This is a genomic window from Helicobacter pylori (genome assembly GCF_001653475.1).
GTDB classification, from domain to species: Bacteria; Campylobacterota; Campylobacteria; order Campylobacterales; family Helicobacteraceae; genus Helicobacter; species Helicobacter pylori_CM.
Genome location: NZ_CP011487.1, coordinates 752484 through 776431, shown reverse-complemented (window position 1 = coordinate 776431; position 23948 = coordinate 752484). Strand labels below are relative to the sequence as shown.

Sequence of the window (23948 nt, the reverse complement as noted above, 5' to 3'; positions counted from 1 at the left end):
ACTAGAAACACCCCTTGTTAAAGCAAGGGGCTTCTTAACTAACGCACCCTAATGAACACTAACCCAAAAGGCTTTGTTCTTTAAAGTCTGCATGGATATTTCTTACTCCAAAAAGACTTAACCCTTTGCTTAAAATATTGTTCGCAAGCGTTGATGTCTTTGTGTTCTATATACCCGCATTCTAAACACAAATATTCCCTATGATTTAATTTAAGCTTGATATTCTTGCAACAATGGCAAGTCTTACTTGTATATTGTGGGGGAACTTTCATTAACAATTTGCCATTATGTTTTTGTTGGTAGTCTAAAAAAGAGATGATTTGATAGAATGAAGCGTTTAAGATAGATCGGTTAAGCTGATATTTATTCCACCGTGAAAACTGATGGCAATCTTTCTTTCTTGCTGGATTCTAAACGCTTGAATGCCGCTATTTCTAGGGCAAAAGAAAATCTTATTTTTGTGGGCAAAAAGTCTTTCTTTGAGAATTTGCAAAGTGATGAGAAGAATATCTTTAGCGCTATTTTACAAGTCTGTAGATAGGCAATTCTTTTTTGAATATAACCATCAGACATTCTTTGTTTTAAAACGCTTTTCATGGATCCCTTAAGGCGCTTCATAATCAACACAATACCCTTATAGCGTGAGCTATAGCCCTTTTTTGGAATGGAGGTATTTTGACTCTAAATTTTTATTAGCGTTACAATTTGAGCCATTCTTTAGCCTGTTTTTCTAGCCAAATGACATCGCCGCTCGCATGAAATTCCACTCTGGGGAATGCGCACGCATTTTTCTTAAGGGCGTATTTTTGCTGCAAATATTCCACAATAGCATCACCAGAATGGATGAGTAGGGGGGGCGTTGAAAGGGCAAAATGTTCCATAAAATAGCCCTCAATTTGGTGAGCGATCAAGGGAAAATGCGTGCAACCTAAAATAACCACTTCAGGTAAGATCTCTAATGGAGTGAAATAATAACGCATGCAAGTTTCTAACAATTCGCCCTCTAAAATATTTTCTTCAATCAAAGGCACAAAAAGAGAAGTGGCTAAATGCGAAACATTCAAATAGCCTTGCTGTTTCAGGGCGTTGTCATAAGCGTTAGATTGAATCGTCGCTTTTGTCCCTAACACTAAAATAGGGGCGTTTTTATCCACTTGTTGTTTGATCGCTAAAATGCTTGGCTCAATCACGCCTACAATTGGGATTTTAGAATGCTTTTGCATCTCTTCTAAAGCCAGAGCGCTCGCTGTGTTGCATGCCACAATCAATAATCCAATCTTGTGCGGTTTGAAAAAATCCAAAGCCTCTAAGCCAAATTGCTTGATCGTGGTGGGGTCTTTAGTGCCATAAGGCACTCTAGCGCTATCGCCATAATAGATGATTTCATCAAATAATTGCGCTTTCAAAAGGCTTTTTAAAACGCTAAACCCTCCCACACCGCTATCAAAAACGCCTATTTTCATGACACTTTTTTAATTTAATGGGATTAATTAGGGATTTTATTTTTCATTCATTAAATTTAAAAATTCTTCATTGTCCTTAGTTTGTTGCATTTTAGAATACACAAAGCTTAAGGCTTCTATGTCATCCATTTGTTGCATCACATTCCTTAAAACCCACACTTTAGTCAAGCGGTCTTTGCCAAGCAAGATATTATCTTTTCGCGTGCCGGATTTTAAAATATCAAAGGCCGGATAAATGCGCCTGTCTGCAATATTCCTCGCTAAAACAATTTCGCTATTCCCGGTGCCTTTAAATTCTTCAAAAATCACCTCATCCATTCTCGATCCCGTTTCAATCAATGCAGTAGCGATAATCGTCAAGCTCCCACCTTCTTCAATATTCCTTGCGGCTCCAAAAAAGCGTTTGGGCCTGTGCAAGGCGTTCGCATCCACGCCCCCACTTAAAACCTTACCGCTTGAAGGCGTTACAGCGTTATACGCTCTTGCTAAACGGGTGATAGAATCCAATAAAACCACCACATCTTTTCCCATTTCTACCCGCCTTTTAGCCCTTTCTAGGACTAATTCAGCGATTCTTATGTGGTTGTTTGCCGGTAAATCAAAAGTGGAGCTAAAAACTTGACCCTTAACGCTTCGTTGCATATCTGTAACTTCTTCAGGGCGCTCATCCACTAAAAGAATAATCAGCTCCACTTCAGGGTGGTTAGAAGTGATGCCTTGAGCGAGTTCTTTCATCAGCTCTGTTTTACCAGTCCTTGGTGGTGCGACGATCAAAGCCCTTTGACCTTTCCCCACAGGGCTGAATAAATCTAGCATTCTGCCGGTAACTTTAGTGGATTCGTATTCTAATTTGATCTGTTCATCAGGGAATAGGGGGGTTAGATTGTCAAACAAAGGGCGGTTTTTAATCTCATCTGAAGGCGAATAATTGATGGCTTCTATTTTTAAAAGGGCGTAGTATTTTTCCTGGTCTTTGGGGGATCGCACTTGACCGGTAACAATATCGCCATTCCTTAAAGCAAAACGCCTGATTTGAGAAGGGCTGACATAAGTGTCGTTATGTCCGTCTGAAAAACTCCCATCAAACCCCCTTAAAAAGCCATAGCCATCAGGCATGATTTCTAAAATCCCAGTAAAAAGAATGTAACCGCCTTGCGTGACTTGGGTTTTTAAAATTTCAAACATCAAGTCTTGTCGTTTGAACTCTTGGGGGTTTTCCACTTTGAGCTTGTTAGCGATTTCTAAAAGCTTTTCAGTAGGGTAGGTGCGTAAATCTTCAATGTGATAACCGCTCACTGGCGTGTGTGTTTTGACTTTGTGCGAACTTTTGTGCGTAGACGCGTTTTCGTTCATTAAATTTCCTTTTAACAAAAAGAGATTTCTAGTTTGTTGCAATTAAGATAAAAATACAAAAAGCTAAAGCATTCTTAAAAAATTAGTGTAACCAAAAGATGCTAATAAGTGGCGCATGCCACAAGTGTTGAATTCCGTAATGCTCCGCTATGCTATCATAATTTTTTTAACAAAGTCAAATTTTATTTTAACTTTAGAGTGTTTTTAATTTATTGTTACTTATGCTATAATTTTAAGTTTAAATTTAAAAATAAAGGATACTTGATGAAAAAAGGCATTCACCCAGAATATATCCCATGCAAAGTTACTTGTGTAACTAGCGGAAAAGAAATTGAAGTTTTAAGCACTAAATCTGAAATGCGTATTGATATTTCTAGCTTTTGCCACCCTTTCTATACCGGTAGCGATAAAATCGCTGACACTGCAGGGAGAGTAGAGAAATTCAAGCAACGCTACAACTTGAAGTAACTCTTTTAAAGAGCGTGGCTTTTTGTGCTGTATTTTTTGCCCACTCCTATAGGTAATCTCTCTGACATTACGCTACGCGCCTTAGAAGTTTTAGAGCGTTGCGAGGTTTTTTTATGCGAGGATACAAGGGTGAGTAAGAGGTTGTTGCACTTGCTTGCACAAAACCCTGTTATTGGCCATTCTTTCCCTGATATCGCTACTAAAAAAAAGGAGTTTATCGCATTCCATTCGCACAATGATTGGGAATTTTTAAACAAAATAGAGCTTTCTTTTTTTGACAAAGAAATCGCTGTGATGAGCGATGCGGGCATGCCTAGTTTGAGCGATCCAGGCATGAGTTTAGCCGCTTACGCTTTAAAACATAACATTCAATACGATGTTTTGCCTGGGGCTAATGCGCTCACTACGGCGTTTTGCGCAAGCGGGTTTTTAGAAGGGCGGTTTTTTTACGCCGGCTTTTTACCTCATAAGAGTAAGGAAAGGCGCTTAAAGATCGCTAAAATTTTAAACGCTTTAGCGTATTTAGAAGAAAAAACCCCGGTGGTTTTTTATGAAAGCCCGCACCGATTGCTGGAGACTTTAAAGGATTTAAACGATTTGGCTCAAGGCATGCATTTGTTTGCGGCTAAGGAGCTTACCAAACTCCACCAGCAATATTATTTAGGAGAGGTTTCTCAAATCATAGAGCGCTTGCAACAAAGCAATATCCAAGGGGAGTGGGTTTTAGTGCTTTTGAATGAAAAAAAAATAGAGCCTTGCATGGGGCTATCGGCGTTATTGGAGTTGGATTTACCTCCTAAAATTAAGGCTAAAATTGAAGCCGCTATGACACAAAAAAACGCTAAAGAGCTTTATTTCCAGCGTTTGTTAGAAGAAAAAAATCAATAAAAGGGGTTTAGCATGCAAGCAGTGGTTTATGGCAAGCGGGTGGTTATGCGCATTCTAAACTCTCATCAAGAAAAATTGCAAGAAATCTATCTTTCTAAAGAAATAGACAAAACGCTTTTTTTCGTGCTCAAAAAAGCATGCCCTAATATCATCAAAGTGGATAATAAAAAAGCACAAAGCTTGGCTAGGGGGGGGAACCATCAAGGGGTTTTAGCTAAGGTGGAACTGCCTTTAGCAGTTTCCTTAAAAGAGATTAAAAAAGCTCAAAAACTTTTGGTGCTTTGTGGCATTACGGATGTGGGGAATATTGGAGGTATTTTTAGGAGTGCGTATTGCTTAGGAATGGATGGCGTTATTTTAGATTTTGCTAAAGAATTGGCTTATGAGGGGATTGTGCGATCCAGCTTGGGGCTTATGTATGATTTGCCTTTTAGCGTTGCGCCTAATACGCTGGATTTAATCAATGAATTGAAGACGAGCGGGTTTTTATGTTTGGGCGCGAGCATGCAAGGCTCTAGCCAAGTGGAAAATCTATCCTTAAAAAAATGCGCTCTTTTTTTGGGGAGCGAGCATGAGGGGTTGTCTAAAAAAATCCTTGCTAAAATGGATACTATATTGAGCGTAAAAATGCGAAGAGATTTTGATTCGCTCAATGTGAGTGTGGCAGCAGGGATCTTAATGGATAAAATCAACTAGGTGGTCAATTGAATGGAACAGCATAAAAAAAGTTTAGAAAATTTAGATCTTTCTGATGTTCAAAACATTTCTAAAGATATTTCTGGTGCGGCATTAGAAGAATTATCGCTTAAAAATTTAGATAAAAATTTGCAGATTTTAAAAGAAATTGGAGTGGCAGAAATTTGCAAGGCGACTAAAATCGCTTCTAAAAATATCCATTCTATCTTGGAAAAGCGTTATGAGTCTTTATCAAGGGTGCATGCTAGGGGCTTTATACAAATTTTAGAGCGCGAGTATGAAATGGATTTGAGTGCATGGATGAAAGAATTTGACAAAGTGTGTGTTTTTAAAGAGGGCGTAAGTGAAGAGAAAAATCAAGAAACAGACCCTAAAGAAACAGCAAAAAAACCCCTTAAGGTTGAAATAGATTACAGCATCAATCAGGCTAATACTTCATTATCCAAAAAATCTTCCAACTGGAAACCCTTTGTTTTGGTTTTAGGGATGATTGTCATTATTTTAGTGGTCGTTATCATTCAAAACAGCTCTTCTTTAAAAGAAGAAAGAGGGCAAAAAAGCGCTATTAAATCCGGCACTAAAAAGAGTCCTTTCAATAAAGCCAATCCTACAAAAGAAAACAAGCCAGAGCCAACGCCTAAACCAGAAGAAAAACCAAAAGAACAAGACAAGCAAGAAAAAGAAACGATCAAAGAAAATCCTAACACCATTTATATTATCCCTAAACGAGATATTTGGGTGGAAGTGATTGATTTAGATGAGAAAAAAAACTCCTTTCAAAAGGTTTTTAAAAAAAATTATTTTTTAGAAACCAAAAACCACCGCTTGTTGTTGCGTTTTGGGCATGGGCATTTTAGTCTTAAAAACAACCATCAAGAACAAGATTATAACGACAGCAAAACTAGGCGGTTTTTATACGAGCCAGCCAAAGGTTTAACGCTCATCAACGAGGCCCAATACAAAGAACTCCAGTAATGAAAAACCTTTTTTTAGCTTTTATTGTTGGGGGAACGCTATTAAACGCTGATGCTTTAAACGATAAGATTGAAAATTTAATGGGGGAGCGAGCTTATCATACGAACAAGCTTTTTTTAGAGCGTTTGTTTAAAAATCGTAAGGCTTTCTATGTAATGGGGCGTTTGGATTCCTTGAAATTGCTCAACACTCTCAAAGAAAATGGGCTTTTGTCTTTTAATTTTGACAAGCCAAGCATGTTAAAAATCACTTTCAAGGCTTCAAGCAATCCCCTAGCGTTTGCCAAAAGCATCAATAATTCTTTGAGCATGATGGGGTATTCGTATGTTTTGCCTATTAAAATGCAAAGCTCTTCAGGCGAGAATGTTTTTTCATACGAGCTTAAAACGGAATACGTTTTAGACCCTAACATTTTGATAGAGACGATGAAAGGGCATGGCTTTAATTTTGTGGATATTAGACGGGTGTCTTTAAAAGAGTGGGAATACGATTTTTCTTTACAAGAAGTCAAGCTCCCTAACGCGAGAGCCTTAGTTTTGAGTAGCGATCCTGTGGAGTTTAAGGAAGCGAGTGGGAAGTATTGGCTGAGCGTGAATCAGAATGCGTATTTAAAAATAAGCTCTAATAACCCTTTATGGCAACCCAAAGTGATCTTTTATGATGAAAACTTAAAGATTATTCAAATCATTGCTAAAGAAAACAGACAACAAGAAATCGCTCTTAACTTGCTTGATGGAGTGCGTTTTATCCATATCACTGACGCAAAAAACCCTATCATTTTAAAAAATGGGATTAGCGTGGTTTTTGATGCGATGCCTTAAATAGGGGGTAACTTTTATCCAATTGATTGGAATAGGAGAAAATGCGCTTTTAGACTTGAAAAAGAGAGACTTAATAATAGCGACCCACCCAATATTTACTAAAACAATCTTTTGTATCACACAGCCCACCAATAGCCCAGATCTCGCTTCTATAAAAAGGACAGCCCACCAATTAATAAGGCAAACCATACAAAAATAAATGCGTTGGTGTGTAAAGCGCCAAGTAATAGTGAAATACCGCTAACAATAAAAATTCCAAAGCGGGTTTTAAAGATTTTACCTTTTTGCCAAACGCCATGTCTGCTACAAATTCCCCACTAAAAGAAATCAAAAACCACCAAATCAAAGACCAATTCCTAGAAAAGCAGTTTTTGATTTTTTCATATATAACCATGGGATTATGGGATTTCTTTCTTTTTTAAAAATACTATTAGATCTAACTTTTGTATTGTAAAATGAGAATGCTTTCATTCAATACGCCGAGCATGATGATTGTCTTTTTGCATTCAAACAAAAGGAGAGAGATAGCAGATATGTAAAATATTCGCTTTTTTTTAAAATGACAGCAAGTAGTGAAAAATGTGGTTTTGTTTTTATGGAGCGTTGGTTATAAAATCTAAAAAATATTGCATTTTTTAAGATTGGATAGTAAAGAGCTTGATTTTATTCAAGCGGTATTTTTTAAAGCGTTCTTTAGAGAGATTTTAGTTGTAGGGGGGAATTATTTCAAAATACCCCTTATTTCTTTAAGGCAAAGTTTTTTATAGATCTAATTCATGCTCTCCACAAACGAACCAAGCGACATTAATTTTTGATAGCGGTTGTCAAGGAAATGAGGGTCTTGTTGGATAGTCCTTAGAGCGTCTAAAAAATATTCTTTGATCGTGTTAGCAGCTGAAAATTTGTCTCTATGAGCCCCTTTGCTAGGCTCTAAAATAATATCATCAATAAGCCCTGCCTCCTTTAAGTCTCTAGGCGTGATTTTCATCGCTTTAATGGCCACTTCAGTCTTGCTAGGGTCATCCCAAAGAATCGCCGCACAACCTTCTGGGGATATAACGCTAAAAATGGAATATTCCATCATAGCCAATTTGTCAGCCACCGCGATCGCTAACGCGCCACCACTGCCCCCTTCACCGATAATTACAGAAATAGTAGGGACTTTTAAGGAGGCAAACTCCTGGAGGTTTTTAGCGATCGCTTCACTCTGGCCTCTTTCCTCTGCGCCAATTCCCGGATACGCCCCGGCTGTATCTACAAGCATTAAAATAGGCAAATTAAACTTTTCAGCAAACTTTGCCATTTTCAAAGCCTTACGATAGCCACAAGGGTTAGGCATGCCAAAATTTCTTAAGAGCTTGTTTTTAGTCCCTCTGCCCTTTTCTTCTCCGATCACCACAACCGGAACATTATCAATTTTCCCTATAAAACACACGATCGCCTTATCATCGTTATAGTGTCTATCCCCAAAGACTTCATACTTATCTTTTAAGATCAAATCAATGTAATCCATAGCGTAGGGCCTATCAGGGTGTCTTGCTAATTGGAGTTTTTGAAAATCAGTGAGATTGGAGTAAATGCTTTTAACTTCCTTGTCCAATCTTTTTTCTAAGATTTCTTTAGCGTCCTCATCGCCTCTAATAAGGGCTAATTCAATTTCATTTTGAATCTCTTTAATATGATTTTCAAAATCTAAATAAATGGCCATTCAAAATCCTAACTTTGTAAAACTAGGCTTTTTTGAAAATCACAACACCATTAGTGCCACCAAAACCAAATGAGTTGCTCATCACCGCATCCACTCGCTTTTCTCTAGCCGCATTAGGGATATAATCCAGATCGCATTCTGGGTCAGGCGTTTCTTGATTGATGGTAGGAGGTAAGATTCCTTGATTCATGGCCATGATAGAAATAACGGCTTCTAACGCACCCGCCGCACCCAAACAATGCCCAATCTGCCCTTTAGTGGAGCTGACGGGAGGGACTTTTTCTTTAGAGCCAAACACATTTTTTAGAGCGATGCTTTCATACCAATCGTTATAATGCGTGCTAGTCCCATGAGCGTTCACATAGCCTACTTCCACTTTCGCCATTTCTAAAGCCATTTTCATGGCTCTAAAAGCCCCTTCGCCCTCAGGAGCCGGGGCTGTGATGTGGTTAGCATCGCCGCTCTCGCCATATCCGGCAAATTCTGCATAAATTTTTGCCCCTCTTTTTTTCGCACTCTCGTATTCTTCAAGCACCAAAGCCCCAGAGCCTTCGCCCATCACAAAACCATTGCGATCCTTATCAAAAGGTCTTGAAGCTTTTTTGGGATCATCATTTCTTGTAGAAAGGGCTTTAATGCTCGCAAACCCCCCAATCCCTACAGGACAAATGGTGGATTCCGCTCCCACGACTAGCATTCGATCAGCCCCATTAAGCAGAATGGTTTTAACGGCTTCAATAATGGCATGAGTGCCTGCTGCACAAGCCGTTACGCTAGAGAGATTAGGCCCTTTAATGCCAAACTCAATGGAAGTGAAACCACCAATCATGTTCACTAACGCAGAAGTAATAAAAAAGGGATTGACTTTTCTAGGGCCTTTTTCAAAACAAAAAATGGAATTCGCTTCAATATTGCCTAACCCGCCAATCCCAGAGCCAGAGCTTACGCCCATGCGATTTGCCCATTCTTCAGGGCATTTATTGTGAGCGTCTAGAATCCCACTATCTTTCATCGCCTCTCTTGTGGCTTTCAAGGCTAATTGAATGAAACGACCCGCCTTTTTAACATCTTTGGGATTCATCACCTCTGTAGGGTCAAAGTCAGTGATTTCTCCAGCAATACGCACAGGAAACGTGCTCGCATCAAAACTTTCTATGTTTTTGATACCGCATTCCCCTTTAGCGATCGCTAAAAAAGAATCTTCTTTATTTGAACCTAGCGAATTGATCATTCCCATTCCAGTTACTACAATCCGACGCACCAATAACTCCTCATTTCAAAACTTTAATTCAATAAAACTAGATTTTAGCTAAAGCCAAATTTTTGGGTAAAACCTGGAGACAAACGCTCCAAGTTAAAAAGATTAAGCTAGTTTATTATTCTCAATATACGCTACCACATCGCCCACATTGACGATTTTTTCCGCTTGCTCATCAGGAATCTCAATGCCAAACTTTTCTTCTAACGCCATGATCAATTCCACGACATCTAAAGAGTCTGCACCCAAATCCTTTACAAATTCTGCCTCTGGCGTAACTTGTGCCGCATCCACATTCAACTGCTCAGCAATAACTGCCTGAATATCTTCAAATAAAGCCATAATGAAAACTCCCTTGTTTTGTAAAAATTAAATCAACCATCATTGAAGCGTTTATTTTTGCTCCAAAACATCTAAAATCCTATACAACAAATAAATTACAATGAGAAACAATATTAAATAAATAATCCCCATTTGATAATAACCTCTTTGTTTTAGAATAACCTCATAATGTTAGCATGATTTTTGCCACTTACAAACTTTTATCGCTAAAAGAACCCTTTGTTTAGGACTACATATAAAGCCCGCCATTGACTTTGAGAGTTTCTCCAGTGATGTAACTAGAGTGATCGCTCAAAAGAAACGCTACCGCTTCTGCCACTTCTTTAGCAGACCCTAACCTGTTTAAAGGAATGTTTTTAACATAATCCGCTTTGAGTTCGTCTTTCAAATTGGCGTTCATGTCGGTTTCTATAAAGCCTGGCGTTACAGAGTTGAAACGAATATTCCTTAAAGCTCCCTCATAAGCAAAGGACTTGCTCATCGCAATCATCCCCCCCTTACTCGCTGAGTAGTTTGTCTGCCCCATATTGCCTCTTTCACCAATGATAGATGCGATATTGACCACGCTCCCAAAACGGCTTTTGCTCATCACCTTTAAAGCCTCTCGGCAACCTATAAAGGCTGAAGTGAGATTATTGTCTATGACATGGTGAAAATCTTCTGTTTTCATTTTGATCGCTAATTTATCGCGCACCACACCGGCGTTATTCACCAAGTAAGACAAACCTCCATCGCTTTGGACAATGGTTTGTATCGCTTCAATAAAATCGCTTTCAGAAGCCGCATCAAATTTAATGACAGCTGCCTTATAGCCTTTTTCTTCAAGCTCATTTTTCAAAGCGTCAGCCACTTCAGCATTACTGCGGTAATTGATCCAAACTTTCAGCCCCATAGAAGCGAGAGTTTTAGCGATTTCAGCCCCAATGCCTTTAGAAGCCCCAGTAATGAGAACATTTTTCCCTGTGAATTGCATGATTCAATAATCCTTAAATTTTAAATTTTTTCAAAGCTTCTTATAGTCTTGATTCATAACGCCTTAACATATAAAGACGCTTTAAAACCTTCTTTTTAGCACTGATTTTTTGTTTTTTGCGTTTTTCAGTCTTAGACTCAAAGAATCTTCTAGCACGGCATTCTGTTACCACTAAATTGCGATCGGTTTGCTTTTTGAATCTCCTATAAGCTTCATCAAACGCATCGCCTTCTCTAACCTTAATCCCTGGCATACTGCTATCACCTCTTTTCCATAGCTTAAAATCATTGCTTAACAATGGCTACAAATGAAATAGCATTATATAAGACGAATTAACTGGTTGTCAAGAATTTTCACTTTTTTCTAGCAATTTTGTTAATAAGGTTATAAGGATCAAAGGCAACCGTCATATACACTTGGTAAGATTCTGACCAAGGCAAGCTTCTATCAAAGCCCCCACGCATCGCATTAAGCACGAAGTTGATTCGAACGGATGCGAAGTCGTTTTTCCAATTCCAATATAAATCAAAACGATTGTATAAATTAGCTTGAAAGAAGGGCACGCCACGATAAATTGGCGTGGGGCAATAAGAAGGCGTGCAATACATTTCAACATATTGGTATTGGTTATAAAAAGGCATTTCTGGGGTTTTAGCAAAATAAAATAAATTGTGTATTCCAAAGCCTTTGTATTGAATCTCTACATCAAATTGTCCCCCCACGCTATTCATAAAGGGCACATTTTTGTGGATTTGCCTTAATCGGCTTGATTCAGAAACCATACCAAAACTGGCATTGAGTTTTTCCATAAAAGGGGCGATGTCTAAAAGGCTTGTCCCTATGTAAGCGTTAAAGTAGAGGCGATCCATAAGATAAATATTATTGTTGTCAATCGCTTTTTTTTCATTAAACTGCATGCCATCAGCCCCATTCAAAAGGTATTTGTCTTCGTTATGGAACAAGACAAAATACCCTCCAATACCCAATAAATCCTTAAAGAAATTATAAGCCACAGAGCCGTTCATTTGAAACCTGTCCATTGCGTTCCCATAAGGGTTTCTTCCGAATTTACAAGTGTTGTAACAATTGCCTCCAAACCAATCTAGCATGAACTCCGCATGCCCATAATAGGGTTTTGAAGGCGAATAATGGTTTTGAAATTGCAATAAAAACCCTCTAGCGTTTGGATCTATAAACCAATAATAAGGGGCAAAAATATTCAAACCATACCTTCCTAAGAGGTTTTTTCTAGGAAAGATGCCACCATAAAAAGTAAAATGCTTTCCCCTAGCCTTATAATACATAGTAGGTCCCCAACGATAGGGAAAATTAGTGCTGTAGTTATGGAAGTTTTGAAAAAAATACGCCCCCACAGTAAGGCTTTGCTCCACACCTCTTGTATAAAATTGGATTCCAAAATTTGGAGTCAAACGGGTTTTAAGATTGGTGTTAGTATTGACCCAATAAGGCGTTGAGCCTTCATGGTCCATGATAAACATATTGAAACCCAGATTATATTTAAAAATATTCCAATCAAAAGCGTAAGAATTAACCGCTAACAAACAGATCAGAAAAGAATGTTTTAAAAAGGTGTTTATTGCCACTTGTTACCCCTATGTCATCATGATTTTTGATAAAAAAGCTTATCTTGTAACAAATAGGTATTCTAGCACATCTAAAAATATTTTTCTTTAGACTTAATATAAAATAGCGCTTATTTCATGTTAGAATAGCCGTTATGATGTTACAACATACTAACTAAAAAAGGAAATTTTAATGGAATTAGGAAATAGAAATATAAAACCCGGTCGTAAGCGTGTCGCTGTAGATGAGTTGAAACGCAATTTTTCAGTTACTTTTTATCTCTCTAAAGAAGAGCATGATGTTTTAAGACGATTAGCTGATGAAGAAGTAGAAAGCGTCAATTCCTTTGTCAAACGCCACATTTTAAAAACAATCATTTACAAAAAAGGCACTAACCAAGATTCTTCTATCGATTATGATTCTTCTAGTAGGCTTTAAGCCTACTTTAAGGCGTTCGTTCTTTAAGAGCAACACCCACTAGAGCATTTAGTTTTAATCCCTACCGATGAGCGATCCATCAAGCAAAACCCTTTCCCCTCTAAATAGCGTCTCGCATCAAATCCGGCCACAAACAAGCCTCCAGCAAATAACGCCAAGTCTTTAACCACTAGTCTTCCAGCCCCAGAAAGCCATGGGAAATGCTGATTGATAAACACTTCTGGCGTTGTGAATAAAAAAGATAGGGTAGTGATCGTCATTCCAGCGACAAGCAAGCCCCCAATCACGCCCATTAAAGGCATCCAAAGCCCTAAAAGCACCAAAATACCCAGGATCATAATCGTGATCCCTAAAGCTTCAGCCACCAAATAAGTGCGGTTTTCTTTATGCCATTCCTTGTTTTCAACGATTTTAGGATCATCTTGCATTTCTTCTTGCATGGATTGGGATTCAGACATTTTGTGCTGTTTGTATGCGGGCTTTTTAAATTGATACATGAAAGAAAAGAAAGGGGAGTTAGCCACAAAAGGAGCGATCCCTTCGGCTTCATACGGCACAAACTTAAGCCCTCCAATCCAAATAAAAATGATAAAAATAGCTATATGCATCAAATAGCCACCTAAATTTTGAAGTTTTGTAATCGCTTCAAGCAACGATTTTAACGCTTGCATGGTTTTATTCCTTTAGGATATTTTTTGTATTGCTAAAAACAACCTAGAAATGATAGCGCATTATGTTTAATTACGACAAAATCATTTTGATTATTATTACAAGAAATAATGATTAAAAACACTCATTTTCAAAAACACTCATGCCGATATAACGCACCGCGCCTTTATAAAAAATTTCATCCTTTTTTAAAGAAAGTTCTAAAGATTCGTTGCTTTTAGGGATGAGAGTGGCTTTTTTAGGCGTGTTATAAAAAATGCACGCAGCGATAAAAACCGCCGCCATGCCTGTCCCGCAAGCTAGCGTGAAATCTTCAACCCCTCTTTCATAAGTTTGTAAAAAAATTGTCTCTTTATTTTCTATAAAAGCGATGTTAATATTAGCGTTAAACTCATGCCTTAAAGCCCTTAATTCCAGCGTGTTAAGGGAATTTAATAACCCTTTATTTTTCACAAATCCCACTAAATGTGGCACTCCTGTATCTATGAGGTAGAAAGTAGGGATATTTTCTAAAACGCTGTTATTGGTAAAAAATTTTTCGCATCTTAAAATGGGTATTGCATCTAGGATTTTGTAGTTACCGAGATTGCTCTCTATGATATTGGGCTCTTCTATATAAATAGAAATCTCTCTTTTTCCGGCTAAAAAAACATGGTTTTTAGAGGCTATAGCATGCTGGTAAGCAAATAACCCCACGCAACGGCTCGCATTTCCGCACATGCTAGCTTTAGAGCCGTCTGAATTGTAAAAATCCCATTCGTAGTCATAATCCTTACTCGGTAAGACGACTACAAGCCCATCAGCCCCAAAACCCTCATGCCTATGGCACACCTGTTTGGCTAAATGTGAAAAATCTTTTTTTTTGAAACTTTGCGTGATTAGAAAATCATTCCCGCTCCCTGAATATTTGTAAAACACCATTCTATAATAATCCTTTTTTGGTTTTAATTATAAGTTAAAAGAGGTTTTTTATCCTTAAAGGAGCGTTTTTTAGCTAACATTTGATAATTTTTGGTTCAGTTTAATGGGGATAATTTTATGAAAGCTCAGTATTTCTTTTGGATTCTTTTTTTGATTGGTTTTTATTGGATGATCTATTTGTATCAAGATTTTTTAATGGATGTATTGATCGCTGGGCTTTTGTGTGTGGGGTTTTTTCAAGTGAAAGTTTTTTTAGATAAGCGCTTTTTGAATTTGATCAGTTCGTTTTTATGCGTTTTGGTTTTAGCGAGCGTTTTGATCGTGCCGTTGTATTTTATTGTTTATAAAAGTTCTAATATCATTTTTGAAATCAATTTTGAAAAATTTTCAGCCCTAATCAAATGGCTTAAAGGGACAATCACCGAAAATTTATCGCATTTTCCTACCATTCATGATGGAATGAGCAAGTTTTTAGAAAATTTTAGCGCCGCTTCAATCACGGGCTATTTGTTGAAAATAAGCAGCTATGTGGGAAGATACAGCTTAAAACTCATTACAGACGCCTTGTTTATCTTGGGGCTGTTGTTTTTCTTTTTTTATTACGGGGAGAGATTTTATCGTTATTTTTTGGGAGTCTTGCCTCTTGGAATGAATCAGAGCAAAAAGATTTTTGAAGAAGTGGCTGGGATTTTACGCATCGTGCTTTTAACTTCTCTCATCACGGTTATTTTAGAGGGCGTGGCGTTTGGGGTGATGATCGTATGGTTTGGGCATGACGGCTGGTCTTTAGGGATTTTATACGGCCTGGCGTCTTTGGTGCCGGCTGTTGGGGGGGCTTTGATTTGGATCCCTATAGCGATTTATGAGCTTTATCATGGGAATGTGAATGAGGCTATTTTTATCGCTTTGTATTCCATTTTATTGATTAGCGTGCTGATTGATAGCGTGATCAAGCCAATTTTAATCGTCTTCATCAAAAAAAGAATCTTTAAAACCACCCTTAAAATCAATGAAATGCTCATTTTCTTTTCCATGATTGCTGGGATTTCACAATTTGGTTTTTGGGGGATTATTGTAGGGCCTACTATCACGGCGTTTTTTATTGCGTTACTGCGATTGTATGAAAATTACTTTATCCAAAACGATCAAAAAGCATGCGAATGTTGAATAAAATAACGCAAAACAACTAAAAGCGCAGGAATCAAAGAGTGGGGTCAATGACTAACGAACTATTGAGAGGGTTACAAAACGCGCTAAAAATAACAGCCTTTTCAAGGAACAAGTAGGGCTAATTTTTAAGGGAGTGGTTTCATTTTTTATAGCGGATCAAAGGATAGGAGCAGTTTTTGCATAAAAGTTCTAACGCTTCGCCCTTTAAAAAATGGGTTTTGATAGCCATAGCTTTTTGGCTCTTTAAAACATCTTTTAGGGGCGTATGGTTTAAATCCCCAAGGTTGATATTAGCTTGCGTGTCCATGCAACACGGCACGACAACGCCATTAGATAAAATAGCGATTTGCTTGATTAATCCATAACAATAGGGGATCTTTGATTCTTGGTTTAAAGGATTTCGGGCGTTCAAATTCGGCCATTTAAAGGTTTTTTGGATATTCAAAAAACTTTTTTTAAACAAACGAGCGCGACCTTGTGTTTTTAAACCCTCTAAAGAAACCAATTCAAAGTTTTCTAAAAAAGGCTTGATTAAATTCTGGTGTTTCTCAAGGGTGCTGTCTTGAATGCGTAAATTCAAAAACACTTCGCTGTTTTTTTCAAATTTGTAGCGGCAAAATTCTAAAATTTTTTGGATGTAGCGGTGCTGGTTGATTTTGTTGCGGTTGTCTAGCCCTGCGTCTAAAGAAATAGAAATTTGATAGATTGCATCGTGTAAAAGCGTCTCAAAATTGTGCCAATACACCCCGCTAGTAACCAAATCCACTTTCAAAGAAAAGCGTTTAGCGGTGTTGAGATAATGGTCTAAATTTTTGAGCTTGCAAGGATCGCCTAAGACATGCAAGGTAATCATTTGGGTTAAAGGAGCCGCTTCTTTACAAACTTTTTCAAACAATTCTAAAGGCATCACGCCTCTGATATTTTTAGGGTTAGGGCAAAAACTGCATTGTAACCCGCAAATATCGCTTAATTCTATATAGATTTTTTTAAAAAGTTTCTTACTAGGTGTCAATTCAGAAAATCGTAACGCTTGTTTGAAAAGGCACTAGACATTGAAGCGAAAATGCAACACATCGCCATCTTGAACGATATAATCCTTACCTTCAATGCGTAACGCTCCCTTTTCTTTCGCTCCGGCTTCGCCCTTATAAGCGATAAAATCATCATAACTGATGGTTTCAGCTCTAATAAAGCCTTTTTCAAAATCCTTATGGATCACCCCAGCAGCCACAGGCGCGCTAGAGCCTTTTTTAATCGTCCATGATCGCACTTCCTTGACTCCAGCGGTAAAGTAATTGATCAAGCCTAATTCCTTAAAACTCAAACGAATGGTCTTTTCTAGCCCGCTTTCTTCTACTCCTAAACTTTGCAAAAATTCTTTGACTTCATATTCATTCATAGAAACCATTTCTTCTTCCAATTTAGCACACAAGGCAACAAACTCGCTATTTTGGGCTTTCGCATGGTCTTTGACTTTTTTGGCATGTTCATTGAGAGCGTTTAAATCTTCTTCGCCCACATTAGCGGCATAGATCATTTTTTTATAAGATAAAAAACGCAATTCCTTGTCCAATTCTAAAAAAGCCTCGCTTGTATTCAGGGGAAAAGTTTTCGCCGGCTTTAATTCTTCTAAATGCGTTTTTAAACTCAAAGCGCATTCTAAAAGATTTTTAGCGTCTTTTGAGCTTTTTAGGGCTTTTTGCAAGCGATCGATCCTTTTGTCTAAAGTGGCAATATCCGCTAAAATCAACTCCAATTCAATGGTCTCTATATCATTCAGGGGGTCAATTTTATCGTTCACATGCGTGATATTGTCATCTTCAAAACAACGCACCACTTGCAAGATCACTTCGCATTCCTTGATATTGGCTAAAAATTGATTGCCTAAACCCTCCCCCTTGCTCGCTCCCTTAATCAATCCGGCAATATCCACAAATTCCACTACAGAATGCAAAACGCGTTCAGGCTTTACGATTTGAGCCAACGCATCAAGCCGCTTATCAGGCACATTCACGATGGCTTTATTGGGTTCAATGGTGCAAAAAGGGTAGTTCGCGCTTTGGGCACTTTGGGTTTTAGTGAGCGCATTAAAGGTGCTGGATTTGCCCACATTAGGCAAACCCACAATGCCTACAGACAAGCCCATTTCAAGCCTTTTTCAAAAGTTCTTCCACAAAAGCTGTGCAAGCCCTAACCCCAGCCCCACTCGCTCCAAAACTATTCACATCCCATTCTTTTTCCACATAAGCAGGACCTGCAATGTCAATGTGTAGCCACTTATCCTTAAATTCATCCCTAATAAATTCATTTAAAAACAAGCCCGCTGTGATCGCACCGCCATAGCGCGAAGAAGAGATATTGCACACATCAGCGATTTTAGATTCAATCAATTTCTTTAAATGGCGGTTAAAGGGGAGTTTGGCTAATAATTCGCCGGATTCTAACCCTGAAGTTTCAAAGAGGTTTTTTAACTCTTCATTATGCCCCATGATCGCTGAAGTGAATTCGCCTAAGCCTACAACGCACGCCCCAGTAAGGGTCGCAAAATCCACGATCACATCAGGGCTTAAATCTTGAGCGTAGCTCAAACAATCCGCTAAAACCAAACGCCCCTCAGCGTCGGTATTGCGGACCTCTATGCTCTTGCCTTCTTTGGAGATCAAAATATCATCTGGTTTATAAGCAGCCGGACCTATCATGTTTTCTGTAGCCCCAATAATGCCATGCACTTCAGCTTCCACGCCTAGTTTGGCTAATGCGTTTAAAAGCCCAATCACCGCAGAGCCACCGCCTTTATCCGCTTTCATAGTAACCATGTAATCGGCCGGTTTCAAGCTCAAACCTCCGCAATCATAGGTCAAGCCCTTACCCACTAAAGCGATTTTTTTCTTCGCTTTTTTAGGCTTATAGACTAAATGGATCAAGCGGGGAGGATTGACGCCAAGAGAGGCTTTATTGACCGCTAAAAAGGCGTTCATTTTCTTTTCTTCTAAAAATTTTTCATCATGAACATGGATTTCTAAATGGTTTTCTTTAGCCACTTTTTGCGCCACTTCAGCCATATAAACTGGGGTGCCAATCATAGGGGGGGTATTGACTAGATCCCTAACGATATTCAGGCTTTCTGTCATGATTTCAGCGTATTTTAAAGCTTCTTTAGCGCTTTTTTCTAAAGAATCCGTGCAAGTTTTTTCGCAAGGTTTGTGCAATTCTAAAGCAACAACCGCTTCTTTTAAAACGCTTTCTTTTTTGTTGGATTTAAAAGTGTCGTATTCATACAAGCCTAATTTCAAGCCCAAAAACAACGCTTTCAAGTTTTCTAAAAGCGCGTTATCTTTAGCAAGCGTTTTGCAAGTATAAACCCCCACTTTAACGCTTTTAAAAGCGAGTTTTTTAAGGGTGCGAACGGCTAAACACGCACTCTCTCTTAATAAATGCACATCGTCTTCTTTAACGCCCGCATACAAGATTTTATTTTCTTGGTCTAAAAATACGCCTTCGCCTTCGTATTTAAAGGTTTCTAGCAATTTTTTATTTTTGACCCAAGCGTGATCAAAATCCTTATTGATAATAAAAACTAAACCGCATTCAGCTTTTGCGTTTTCAAAGGTGGTTTTTTCTAATTTGATTTTTAACATAAAGTCTCCTTTTTAATTTCATATCTTCCAACTAGAATTATATTGCACTCTAGCGGTTTTTCTTACTATAGTATTGGAAATACCACAGCACTAACGCCAAGAAAGATACTAATAGTAATATTAGCACATAAGGGTGTTTTTTAAGCCACCCTAACGCATGCAATAACTCTTCTCCCAAACACCACGCTAAAATAATGGTAATGCTCGCCCACACCATCGCGCTAATGAGATTGATAATAGCGAATTTTAAAGCGCTATAGCGCGTGAGGCCTATGCTAATGGGAATGATGGTGCGCATGCCATACATATAGCGTTGGATAAAAATGATAAACCAGCCGTGTTTTTGCAACAATAAATGGGCTAGGGCTAGTTTTCGGCGTTGTTTTTCTAGCTTTTTTTGGATGTAAGCTTTATTGGTGCGACCGATGTAAAAATAGATCTGATCCCCCACAAAACCCCCAATCCCTGCGACTAAAATGGCTAGTCCTAAATGCATATGACCGGTATAGCTGGCAATCCCTGCTAAAATTAACCCGATTTCGCCTTCTAAAATGCTCCACCCGAATAAAATGAGATACCCCCAAGTCGCTGCATGCTGATTCCATAAGTCAATGATGTATTCTTCCAAAATTCACCCTTATTCTAGCACTCTAACAAACAAAAGGTTTTCACTCGCTCTTCTAAAAGTTGGACACCCGGTAATTCTTTTAACCCTATCAAAAAGCATGCTTCTATGCATTCGGCTTGTAGGGCTTTGATAAGCTCAAGACTCGCTAAAGCTGTGCCTCCAGTGGCTAATAAATCATCAATTAACACCACCCTTACCCCCTTAACCCCCCTAAAAGCGTCGGAGTGGATTTCTATGCTGTCGCTCCCGTATTCTAGGCTGTAGCTTTGAGACAAGGTGTGTGCGGGGAGCTTGCCCTTTTTCCTCACAGGCACAAAACCCACCCCAAGTGCATAAGCGAGAGCAGAGCCTAAAATAAACCCTCTCGCTTCAATGCCCACGATAAAGTCTATATTGAGAGCGAGATAGCGTTTTTTGAGCGCGTCAATGAGTTTGTTAAAGAGTTTAGGGTAGTTGAGTAGTGTGGTAATGTCTTTGAATAAAATCCCTTTTTTAGGGTAGTCTTTCACTTCTCTGATGCTTTGTAAAAGTTCTTTTTTGAGCGTTTCATTCATTTTAATATCCTTTAATATAACTGATTGGTTGTAGGATTTTGATTTATTATAGCGTTTTTAAAGGAGAGCTTCTATTTTTTGCTCCAATTCTTTAATACGATTTTTATATTTATCCGATTCGCCTTTGTATTCAGAGTTGCGCTGTTTAAGGGCTTTTAGTTCTGTTTTTAACGAGCTCATTTCTTGGGTAAGAATATCAATATTGCCTAAAGCCCTTTGGAGTTGCAACTGGTGTTTTTGGATCAAAATTTCAGCTTCTTGTAAGGTGAGTTTCATGGATGCGTTGGTGCGTTCTTGCCGTTTAGCCACGGTTTTAAAAAAGAAAGTGCGCACACCCATATAAAGGATAAAAACAATAGCGATAGTGATGATAAACCATTGGGTGAACATGCCTTAAAATATCCTTTTTAGCGAAACGATGTAATTATACTACATTAGGTTTATGATTTCAGCGATTCATCTAGCTTTTGGATGCGCAACGCATGACGGCCTTGTTCAAATTCTGTAGAGAAAAACGCTTCTAAAATGCTTTCCACCACGCCAATACCGCTAATCTTTTCGCCCAAACACAAGACATTAGCGTTATTGTGCAAGCGAGTCATTTTGGCCATGTAAGCATCAAGGCACAAAGCGGCTCTAATACCCTTAAAGCGATTAGCGCCCATGCTCATGCCTATCCCTGTAGCGCACACTAAAATACCATAGCTTTGCGGGTTTTCTAAGACCTTTTGGCACACTAATTTTGCGTAATCAGGGTAATCCACTCTCATAGTGGGTAAAAAAGCTTGGATCTTAAAATCCTTGTCTTCTAAAAAATGTTGGACAAACTCTGCAAGATGCAACCCTGCATGATCGCTCCCTATAAAAACTTGAGAAAACTTTAAGGGCTTATTCATAAACTCTCCTTGATAAAAGATTAAGAAAGGAGTAAGGAAAATAAAAATCTTGTGGGCGCATGGATAAAAAACTCCGATAAAGGGGGGATAAACAAAAAGATAAACACTACCAACAAGCCGTAGCGTTCCATTTTAGAAAACCATTCCAATAAAAACGCGCTTTTAAAATACAACGCTAAAAAGCCTAACGCTTTTGATCCGTCTAAGGGCGGGATAGGGAGGCTATTAAAAACGCCTAAGACAAGATTATAAAGAATGCCTTGAATGAGAAAGGTTACTAAAGCGAGCTGATAAAGATTCAATTCATTAATACTCAAAGCGTTGATCCCTAGTTTTTGGAAGCTCAAATGCGTGATGAAAGCGAGCAGAACGGCCAGGGTGAAATTATAAGCCACCCCGGCTAAACTCACCACTACGCATGCCAGAGAGCCTTTTTGAGAGACAATATAGCGCATATCCACAGGCACGGGTTTGGCCCACCCAAACAAAAAGGGGGCTTGAAAAATGAGTAACAAAGCCGGTAAAAGCACCGATCCCATCATGTCTAAATGCCTGATAGGGTTTAAACTCAAACGCTTGGCGTCTTTTGCACTCCTGTCTCCAAATAAAAATGCACTCAAGCCATGCATGATCTCATGCCCTATGATAGCGATTAAAAGGGCTAGGATCTTCATTAAGGTGGTGATAAAACTTTCTAAAGAGAAATCAAAAAATTGCACAAAAAACCTTAATGCGTTGCTTTTTCTTTTTTAATGATTTTTTCTAAACCTTCAACGCTTTTAAACATGCGTTCCCAACGCACCAAATAGCGTTTTTTGGGGTTATTTTCTGCATCCATTTCCAGGCTATTTTTTAAACTCAAACTGAAATAAACAAACCATGGCGAACCCACGATGTTTTTATAAGCCACACTCCCCCAAAAGCGCGAGTCGCTAGAATTGTCTCTGTTATCGCCGATCATGAAAAATTCATCGTTATTGATTTTCTTATAAAACACCTTTTCGCCCTCCATTTGAATGAGTTGCATGCTGATATTAGCTTCTGCGCCTTGAGTGGCTAACTGCTCCATTAAATGGAAGGTTTCATTGTCTTTTTGGTAATGGATACCTGGATGCTCACTCCTATAAGGGTTTAAAACAAAAATTTTACCCATGAATTCTTTAGTCATGGCGTTAGGGTAATGTTTAGCAATGTAATTTTTGTCTGTGTCGCTCTCAAAAGGGTGCAAATAAAACCCCTCATTAGTGAATAACACCTCATCGCCTCCAATAGCGAAATTCCTTTTGACATAGTAAGATTTTTTTTCATGGGGAGGGATAAACACCACCACTTCGCCGCGCTTAGGGCGATCCCCCTCTATCAAATGCCCATTATTTTTAAAATCAGGCATAACAGGAAGCTCAATCCATGGGATTTTAGGAATGGGTATGCCGTAAGAAAACTTTTTGACAAAGAGCATATCGCCCTCATAGAGCGTGCCTACCATAGAGCGAGAGGGAATGATAAAGGCTTGTGCGATAAAAAAGATAACCAACAGCACAATAATGATCGTCCCTACCCAACTGGAGCAAAATGTATAAACAGAGCGTAAAAATTTCATTAAAATCCCTTCCTTTGTTGTTTTTCAAAAGCGATCAGAGTGTTTTCTAAAAGCGAGACGATCGTCATAGGCCCCACGCCTTTAGGCACAGGGGTGATAAAACCGGCAACTTTTTGCGCGTTTATAAAATCCACATCGCCCACGATACGCCCATCGTTCAAATGATTGATCCCAATATCCACCACTACAGCCCCTTTTTTTAACATGCTCGCTTTAATCAAATCAGGCTTACCCACGCCAACGCAGACAATATCAGCGTTTTGGGTGTAAAAACTAATGTCTTTAGTCAAAATATGGCACACGCTCACGCTAGCCCCAGCGTTTAACAAAAGCATGCTCAAAGGTTTTCCAATGATATTGCTCGCCCCAATAATCGCTACATCCTTGCCCTTGATTTCAATATGATAATGCTTTAAAAGACGCATCACGCCCATAGGGGTAGCTGGCAGAAACGATTCTTTTTGAGTGCAGAGCTTGCCGATATTAAGGGGGTGGAAACCATCCACATCTTTACTCGGATCAATGGCTTCTAAAATCATTTTAGTGTCAATGTGTCTGGGTAGGGGGAGCTGGACTAAAATGCCTGAAATGTTTTGATCGGTATTGTAATCTTTAATCAAGGACAGCAATTCAGCTTCAGTAATATTTTCTTGGAGGGTTTTTAAGTCAAAATCCATGCCCACCCTTTCGCATGCTTTGATCTTCATATTGACATAAGTGATACTAGCGGGATCTTTCCCCACTAAAATCACGGCTAGTTTGGGGCGTTTATGCGTTTGTGCGGTTATTATTTGGATTTTATTTTTCAAATCTTTTTCTATATTGTAAGCTAGTGCTTGCCCGTCTAATAAAACAACGCCCCTATTTGGCATGCTTATTTGTCCTTTATCAATTAAAATCCTATT

General features: G+C 38.6%; 29 protein-coding genes and 2 pseudogenes. 9 read left to right on the top strand and 22 right to left on the bottom strand.

What is annotated here, in order from left to right; genetic code table 11:
* Nucleotides 1–58: 58 nt before the first annotated feature.
* A pseudogene (locus tag AA974_RS07575) lies at nt 59–365 on the bottom strand (zinc ribbon domain-containing protein); the annotation flags it as partial.
* Here AA974_RS07575 and AA974_RS07570 point away from each other — a divergent pair.
* Nucleotides 362–541 (top strand): AAA domain-containing protein, encoded by a 180-nt coding sequence (locus tag AA974_RS07570; protein WP_080471021.1) that lies wholly within the window; start codon nt 362–364, stop codon nt 539–541. The pseudogene AA974_RS07575 and the gene AA974_RS07570 overlap by 4 nt on opposite strands.
* 157 nt (nt 542–698) lie before the next feature.
* On the opposite strand, the gene murI is transcribed toward AA974_RS07570, so the two are convergent.
* Nucleotides 699–1463, bottom strand: coding sequence for a glutamate racemase (gene murI, locus AA974_RS03750; protein WP_064433481.1), 765 nt, complete (start codon nt 1461–1463; stop codon nt 699–701).
* A gap of 36 nt (nt 1464–1499) precedes the next feature.
* Nucleotides 1500–2816: a transcription termination factor Rho gene (gene rho, locus AA974_RS03745; RefSeq protein ID WP_064433480.1), complete on the bottom strand. Its 1317-nt coding sequence runs from the start codon at nt 2814–2816 to the stop codon at nt 1500–1502.
* Between the two features lie 264 nt (nt 2817–3080).
* Between rho and rpmE the strand changes: the two genes are divergently transcribed.
* From rpmE to AA974_RS03720, 5 genes are read left to right on the top strand one after another with little or no spacing between them, the layout of a single operon-like run.
* Nucleotides 3081–3284, top strand: coding sequence for a 50S ribosomal protein L31 (rpmE, locus tag AA974_RS03740; RefSeq protein WP_000715281.1), 204 nt, complete (start codon nt 3081–3083; stop codon nt 3282–3284).
* 24 nt (nt 3285–3308) lie between these two features.
* Nucleotides 3309–4172, top strand: a complete 864-nt coding sequence (gene rsmI, locus AA974_RS03735; RefSeq protein WP_064433479.1) for a 16S rRNA (cytidine(1402)-2'-O)-methyltransferase — start codon at nt 3309–3311, stop codon at nt 4170–4172.
* Between the two features lie 12 nt (nt 4173–4184).
* On the top strand, nt 4185–4868 hold the full coding sequence (gene rlmB, locus AA974_RS03730) for a 23S rRNA (guanosine(2251)-2'-O)-methyltransferase RlmB (RefSeq protein WP_064433478.1): 684 nt from the start codon (nt 4185–4187) through the stop codon (nt 4866–4868).
* A gap of 12 nt (nt 4869–4880) precedes the next feature.
* Entirely contained in the window at nt 4881–5843 is a 963-nt protein-coding gene (locus AA974_RS03725) for a hypothetical protein (protein ID WP_064433477.1), read from the top strand.
* A complete protein-coding gene (locus tag AA974_RS03720) occupies nt 5843–6664 on the top strand; it encodes a hypothetical protein (RefSeq protein WP_064433476.1) in 822 nt (273 codons plus the stop codon). The genes AA974_RS03725 and AA974_RS03720 overlap by 1 nt, the downstream gene beginning before the upstream one ends.
* Nucleotides 6665–6734: 70 nt before the next feature.
* On the opposite strand, the pseudogene AA974_RS03715 reads toward AA974_RS03720, so the two are convergent.
* Nucleotides 6735–7058 (bottom strand): annotated as a pseudogene (locus AA974_RS03715) (hypothetical protein).
* Nucleotides 7059–7290: 232 nt separating this feature from the next.
* On the opposite strand from AA974_RS03715, the gene AA974_RS08035 reads away from it, so the two are divergent.
* On the top strand, nt 7291–7431 hold the full coding sequence (locus AA974_RS08035; protein WP_230380936.1) for a hypothetical protein: 141 nt from the start codon (nt 7291–7293) through the stop codon (nt 7429–7431).
* Between the two features lie 2 nt (nt 7432–7433).
* Here AA974_RS08035 and accA read toward each other — a convergent pair whose 3' ends face one another.
* From accA to AA974_RS03685, 6 genes are all read right to left on the bottom strand, one after another.
* Nucleotides 7434–8372, bottom strand: a complete 939-nt coding sequence (gene accA / locus AA974_RS03710; RefSeq protein ID WP_001029386.1) for an acetyl-CoA carboxylase carboxyl transferase subunit alpha — start codon at nt 8370–8372, stop codon at nt 7434–7436.
* A 22-nt stretch (nt 8373–8394) separates the two neighbouring features.
* Nucleotides 8395–9603 (bottom strand): beta-ketoacyl-ACP synthase II, encoded by a 1209-nt coding sequence (locus AA974_RS03705; RefSeq protein ID WP_230380965.1) that lies wholly within the window; start codon nt 9601–9603, stop codon nt 8395–8397.
* Nucleotides 9604–9735: 132 nt separating this feature from the next.
* On the bottom strand, nt 9736–9972 hold the full coding sequence (gene acpP, locus AA974_RS03700) for an acyl carrier protein (RefSeq protein ID WP_064433475.1): 237 nt from the start codon (nt 9970–9972) through the stop codon (nt 9736–9738).
* Between the two features lie 229 nt (nt 9973–10201).
* Nucleotides 10202–10945, bottom strand: a complete 744-nt coding sequence (gene fabG / locus AA974_RS03695; RefSeq protein WP_001874991.1) for a 3-oxoacyl-ACP reductase FabG — start codon at nt 10943–10945, stop codon at nt 10202–10204.
* Nucleotides 10946–10985: 40 nt separating this feature from the next.
* Nucleotides 10986–11198, bottom strand: a complete 213-nt coding sequence (gene rpsU, locus AA974_RS03690) for a 30S ribosomal protein S21 (protein ID WP_001117778.1) — start codon at nt 11196–11198, stop codon at nt 10986–10988.
* Nucleotides 11199–11298: 100 nt separating this feature from the next.
* The gene (locus AA974_RS03685; RefSeq protein WP_064433474.1) at nt 11299–12549 is read right to left on the bottom strand and encodes a hypothetical protein; all 1251 of its coding nucleotides are present in this window, start codon (nt 12547–12549) and stop codon (nt 11299–11301) included.
* A gap of 172 nt (nt 12550–12721) precedes the next feature.
* Here AA974_RS03685 and AA974_RS03680 point away from each other — a divergent pair, with 172 nt between their 5' ends.
* Nucleotides 12722–12967 carry a ribbon-helix-helix domain-containing protein gene (locus AA974_RS03680; protein ID WP_064433473.1) on the top strand — a complete coding sequence of 82 codons (246 nt, stop codon included), beginning with the start codon at nt 12722–12724 and terminating at the stop codon, nt 12965–12967.
* A 23-nt stretch (nt 12968–12990) separates the two neighbouring features.
* On the opposite strand, the gene AA974_RS03675 is transcribed toward AA974_RS03680, so the two are convergent.
* Both AA974_RS03675 and dapF read right to left on the bottom strand, forming a co-directional pair.
* Nucleotides 12991–13638, bottom strand: coding sequence for a YkgB family protein (locus AA974_RS03675; RefSeq protein ID WP_064433472.1), 648 nt, complete (start codon nt 13636–13638; stop codon nt 12991–12993).
* 112 nt (nt 13639–13750) lie between these two features.
* Nucleotides 13751–14557 (bottom strand): diaminopimelate epimerase, encoded by an 807-nt coding sequence (gene dapF / locus AA974_RS03670; protein WP_064433471.1) that lies wholly within the window; start codon nt 14555–14557, stop codon nt 13751–13753.
* A gap of 117 nt (nt 14558–14674) precedes the next feature.
* Between dapF and AA974_RS03665 the strand changes: the two genes are divergently transcribed.
* Nucleotides 14675–15724 (top strand): AI-2E family transporter, encoded by a 1050-nt coding sequence (locus tag AA974_RS03665; RefSeq protein ID WP_064434057.1) that lies wholly within the window; start codon nt 14675–14677, stop codon nt 15722–15724.
* Nucleotides 15725–15866: 142 nt separating this feature from the next.
* On the opposite strand, the gene AA974_RS03660 is transcribed toward AA974_RS03665, so the two are convergent.
* Genes AA974_RS03660 through folD form a run of 10 tightly spaced genes read right to left on the bottom strand, consistent with a single transcriptional unit; the run spans nt 15867 to nt 23915 of the window.
* A complete protein-coding gene (locus tag AA974_RS03660; RefSeq protein WP_064433470.1) occupies nt 15867–16739 on the bottom strand; it encodes a radical SAM/SPASM domain-containing protein in 873 nt (290 codons plus the stop codon).
* A gap of 33 nt (nt 16740–16772) precedes the next feature.
* Nucleotides 16773–17873, bottom strand: coding sequence for a redox-regulated ATPase YchF (ychF, locus tag AA974_RS03655; RefSeq protein WP_064433469.1), 1101 nt, complete (start codon nt 17871–17873; stop codon nt 16773–16775).
* A gap of 1 nt (nt 17874) precedes the next feature.
* Nucleotides 17875–19365: a leucyl aminopeptidase gene (locus tag AA974_RS03650; RefSeq protein ID WP_064433468.1), complete on the bottom strand. Its 1491-nt coding sequence runs from the start codon at nt 19363–19365 to the stop codon at nt 17875–17877.
* Between the two features lie 49 nt (nt 19366–19414).
* Nucleotides 19415–19993: a DedA family protein gene (locus tag AA974_RS03645; RefSeq protein ID WP_064433467.1), complete on the bottom strand. Its 579-nt coding sequence runs from the start codon at nt 19991–19993 to the stop codon at nt 19415–19417.
* A gap of 14 nt (nt 19994–20007) precedes the next feature.
* On the bottom strand, nt 20008–20547 hold the full coding sequence (gene apt / locus AA974_RS03640) for an adenine phosphoribosyltransferase (protein ID WP_064433466.1): 540 nt from the start codon (nt 20545–20547) through the stop codon (nt 20008–20010).
* 57 nt (nt 20548–20604) lie between these two features.
* Nucleotides 20605–20937, bottom strand: a complete 333-nt coding sequence (locus AA974_RS03635; RefSeq protein ID WP_000495089.1) for a hypothetical protein — start codon at nt 20935–20937, stop codon at nt 20605–20607.
* 50 nt (nt 20938–20987) lie between these two features.
* On the bottom strand, nt 20988–21443 hold the full coding sequence (gene rpiB, locus AA974_RS03630) for a ribose 5-phosphate isomerase B (RefSeq protein ID WP_064433465.1): 456 nt from the start codon (nt 21441–21443) through the stop codon (nt 20988–20990).
* Between the two features lie 20 nt (nt 21444–21463).
* On the bottom strand, nt 21464–22162 hold the full coding sequence (locus AA974_RS03625) for a site-2 protease family protein (RefSeq protein ID WP_064433464.1): 699 nt from the start codon (nt 22160–22162) through the stop codon (nt 21464–21466).
* 8 nt (nt 22163–22170) lie between these two features.
* Entirely contained in the window at nt 22171–23043 is an 873-nt protein-coding gene (gene lepB / locus AA974_RS03620; RefSeq protein WP_064433463.1) for a signal peptidase I, read from the bottom strand.
* Entirely contained in the window at nt 23043–23915 is an 873-nt protein-coding gene (gene folD, locus AA974_RS03615; protein ID WP_064433462.1) for a bifunctional methylenetetrahydrofolate dehydrogenase/methenyltetrahydrofolate cyclohydrolase FolD, read from the bottom strand. The genes lepB and folD overlap by 1 nt, the downstream gene beginning before the upstream one ends.
* Nucleotides 23916–23948 lie beyond the last annotated feature (33 nt).